Below are 3,399 nucleotides of genomic sequence, written 5' to 3'. Positions count from 1 at the left end.
GGGGGGGGGGGGCCCCCGGTGCCGGTGGTCCATTGCGTCCCCGTAGACCCGACCGCCGATCGTCGGTGGATCGCACGGCGCATTTCGAACAACAACTGTTGACTGAATCTCGGATCATCGGTAGTTTCGGACCACAGGCGTTGACTGAAATGGGGTGCTCTGATGTGGCAAACGATTGCTCTGGCTTTTCTCGCGGGCGTGCTGGGCGTGAACGCCTTCCCGCACTTCGCCAAAGGGATGATGGGAGAGGAATTCCCGAACGTTCTCGGCAATGCGCCGGTGCGTAACGCGCTCGCCGGTGCGGCGGGCCTGATCATGGCCGTGCTCCTCGGCTGTTGGGCCGACCTTGCGGCACACTGGTGGCCCGGATTCGCCGCACTCTGTGTGGGTGGGCTGGTGATGACCGTGTTCCACGGTATGTGCGGTGCGTTCCGGTGGAATCGGGCGCTCGGTAAGCCGAATCCCGTTCCGGCCGCCGCTCGGTGAGCGTGTGCCGGCCAGGGGTGTTCCGGTTGTCACGTTCACGCCTCGCAGTCGAGTGGCGGCGCGTATCCGGGGTCGCGGTCTATTGTTCCTGCAGTGATCGGGACCAGGTCTGACCGACAAGGTCCTGCCCGAAACTGCGGTGGGGAGTTTCGTCGACCAATTCGAAACCGAGCGCCTTATAGATCCGCCGGGCCGAGGCCAGAACCGAATTCGTCCACAGTGTGATGCGGCGATAGCCGGCCGCGCGGGCGAACTCCAGGCAGGTCGACACCAATCGTTCACCCAGGCCGTGGCCGCGTGCCGCCGGGTGGACGAGCAGAATGCGCAGCTTCGCGGCGTCGGCGTCCGCGCGGACGCAGAATACGCAGCCGACCCGCTCGTCACCGAGGGTCGCGATCCAGGCCGCCTCCCGGGCGGGGTCGTGATCCCTCGCGTAGCCGGCGACGATCTCGGCGACGAGCGCTTCGAAGCTGCTGTTCCAGCCGAACTCCGCGGCGTAGAGCTCGCCGTGGGCCTGGATCACCCAGCCCAGATCACCCGGTTCGCCGAGCGCTCGGATAACCGCCCGGTCCCGGGCGCTGTCGTTTACCGCGGTCATGGTCGTCCTCCGGATCGGATAGCCACCACTGAAACGACTGTTTCAGTGGTGTCAGAATGCCCATATGACGCAGGCGAATGCAACCCCCTCGGCGAGGCAGTCCGAACTGCTCGAAGCGGCCTACGGTTATGTGCTGGAACGCGGGCTCGGGGAACTGTCCCTGCGACCCCTGGCGAAAGCGATCGGGACCAGTCCGCGGGTACTGCTGTACCTGTTCGGCAGCAAGGACGGCCTGGTACGGGCCCTGCTCGGCCGGGCCCGTAGCGATGAACTCGCGCTGCTCGCCCGGCTGTACGCGCTACCACCGGGTGATCCGGCGGAGAACCGGCTGCCCGGGGTCGCGGCGCTGCTGTGGACCTGGCTCGCCGACCCCGCACATCGTGCGCTGCTCGCGCTCTGGCTGGAGGGATACGCCCGGTCGCTCGTCGAACCGGACGGACCCTGGGCGGGTTTCGCAAGGGCGACGGTCCAGGATTGGCTGGACGTGCTGGCGGCCGCGCAACCGGCGGATATCCGGGATACCGCCGCCGGTCGTGCCGAGCGCACCGAGGTGCTGGCACTGCTCCGGGGTGCGCTGCTCGACCTGCTCGCGACGGGGGACACCGCGCGGGTGCACCGGGCGGTGCGGACCCGATTCGGCGACCCGGCACGACTCCGGTGAGGACGGCACGTTCTCGGCGTGGGCCGAGAAACGGCGCCGAAAATACGTCGTCAAAGAAGCCCCGTGTACACGTCAAGGTTGTGTCAGGAGCCGGCAATGTCCGCCCGAGTGCGAAAAAGCTCTTCAGGTGGGTATTTTCGACTTGGATTTCACCGGCGCGGATGCCGGAAGTCTTATCGGCGGCGCCGTCGCCGGAGGCTTTCTCGGCCCGCCGGGCGCCTTCCTCGGGGCCATGGCGGGTTCCTTCCTCGGCGGAATGCTGGTCGACGACAAGAATATGGGCGAGGCGGTGGAGGAGGCCGTCGTCGCCGGTATCGGCGGCGTAGGCGGAGCCTGGGGGGCGAATCTGGCCGGAAAGCTCGTCAAGGAGGGGGTGGAGAAAGGGCTGGCCAAGGCCGCCGACGACGGGATCGCCGGTGTGGTCAAACGGCATGTGGACCACAAGGCGGGTTTGGTTCTGGTGCACGGGCCCAAACGGGAGGGCGGGCTGCTCGCCGCGCTGGGTGGGGGTTTCGGCGCCTACGCGGTGTCCCCGCAGTCACCGCAGGTCGTATCGATCGACACCACCGATATCGGGAACGGTAGCTGCCCGGCGGCGATGCCGAATCTGCGGATGCCGGCCGAACTCACCGGGGCCAGTGCTGTCGGCGAGATGTATCTGAGCCTGCCCGGCTACCTCTGCTCGGTGTGGAAAAGCTTCGGAGACGGTGAGCGAACAGCGCCGCCCGCACCGGAACTACCGGAAAAGGCCAGCGGCACCGAGACCGCGGGCGTACCCGACTACACCGAGAAAGCGGAGCAACTCAACACCGTTATGGCCGGGTTCGCCGAGCTCGACGCCAACGCCGTGAAGCTGATTGCGAAGGGTGCCGGCCGGGTCTCCGACGAGGGGCGTCTGGCGGTCGATGCGCTCATCGATACCGTCAATGCCCGTGCTGGTGAAGCCCTGCCCCCGGGAACGTCGGTGTCGGTGCATGCGCTGGACGTTGTGAACGACGCTTTCGGGCAGGGCCGGGAAATCCTGGCGCAGGCGATAACCGCGAACCAGCAGATCTCCGGCGATGTCCAGGGGCTCACCGAACGGCTCGATGCCTTGCAACGGGAATTCGACGAGCATATGAGCGGGCATGCCCCGAAGGTCCCGAGGCCGCCCGGGGCTCCCGGTGTAACGCCGCCCGGAACCCCGGGCATGCCCTCGCAACCCGGGACGCCGGGAGTGACACCGTATCCGGTAACCCCGGGAGCGACACCGCAGTTTCCGGGGGCCACCGATGGGGCGCCGCGGAATTCCGGAACACCGCAGGGCGCCCCGTCCGGCGGTCGGCAAGGAATGTCCGGTGTGGACGGAACTGTCGCGCCCGGGATTTCGACGACACCGTGGACCCGGTCTTCCGCGGTGTGGTCCGGCGAACCGGGCGCCGCTGATCCGCAGCCCGCGGAGGCGGATGCGGTCACGCTGGTGGCCGATTCGGTGCCGCCCGGCGCCTCGGTTGCGCCGGCCGCCGATTCCACCGCGATTGCCCCGACCATGACAATCCCGGGGCCGGCGGGCGCGCCCGCCGCCGCGCCCGGGGCCGTCCCCGCCCCCGCAGCGCCCCGCCCGACGCCGGGGGCCGCAGCCCCCCCCGCCCCGTCCGGCCCCGGTGGGGACATT

3 protein-coding genes and 1 pseudogene are annotated in these 3,399 nt (G+C 68.6%); 3 read left to right on the top strand and 1 reads right to left on the bottom strand.

The window, feature by feature from the left end:
* Positions 1–162: 162 nt before the first annotated feature.
* Positions 163–486, top strand: coding sequence for a hypothetical protein (locus QH195_RS04640; protein WP_280434428.1), 324 nt, complete (start codon positions 163–165; stop codon positions 484–486).
* A 79-nt stretch (positions 487–565) separates the two neighbouring features.
* Here the strand turns inward: QH195_RS04640 and QH195_RS04635 are convergent, their stop codons facing one another.
* Entirely contained in the window at positions 566–1,084 is a 519-nt protein-coding gene (locus tag QH195_RS04635; RefSeq protein WP_280434427.1) for a GNAT family N-acetyltransferase, read from the bottom strand.
* 64 nt (positions 1,085–1,148) lie between these two features.
* Here QH195_RS04635 and QH195_RS04630 point away from each other — a divergent pair, with 64 nt between their 5' ends.
* Positions 1,149–1,745: a TetR/AcrR family transcriptional regulator gene (locus QH195_RS04630; protein WP_280434426.1), complete on the top strand. Its 597-nt coding sequence runs from the start codon at positions 1,149–1,151 to the stop codon at positions 1,743–1,745.
* Between the two features lie 127 nt (positions 1,746–1,872).
* A pseudogene (locus QH195_RS04625) lies at positions 1,873–3,399 on the top strand (hypothetical protein); the annotation flags it as partial.

The organism is Nocardia carnea, from assembly GCF_029868855.1.
Taxonomy (GTDB): Bacteria; Actinomycetota; Actinomycetes; order Mycobacteriales; family Mycobacteriaceae; genus Nocardia; species Nocardia carnea_A.
Note: the sequence above shows the minus strand (reverse complement) of the source record. Positions and strands in the feature narration are given on the sequence as shown.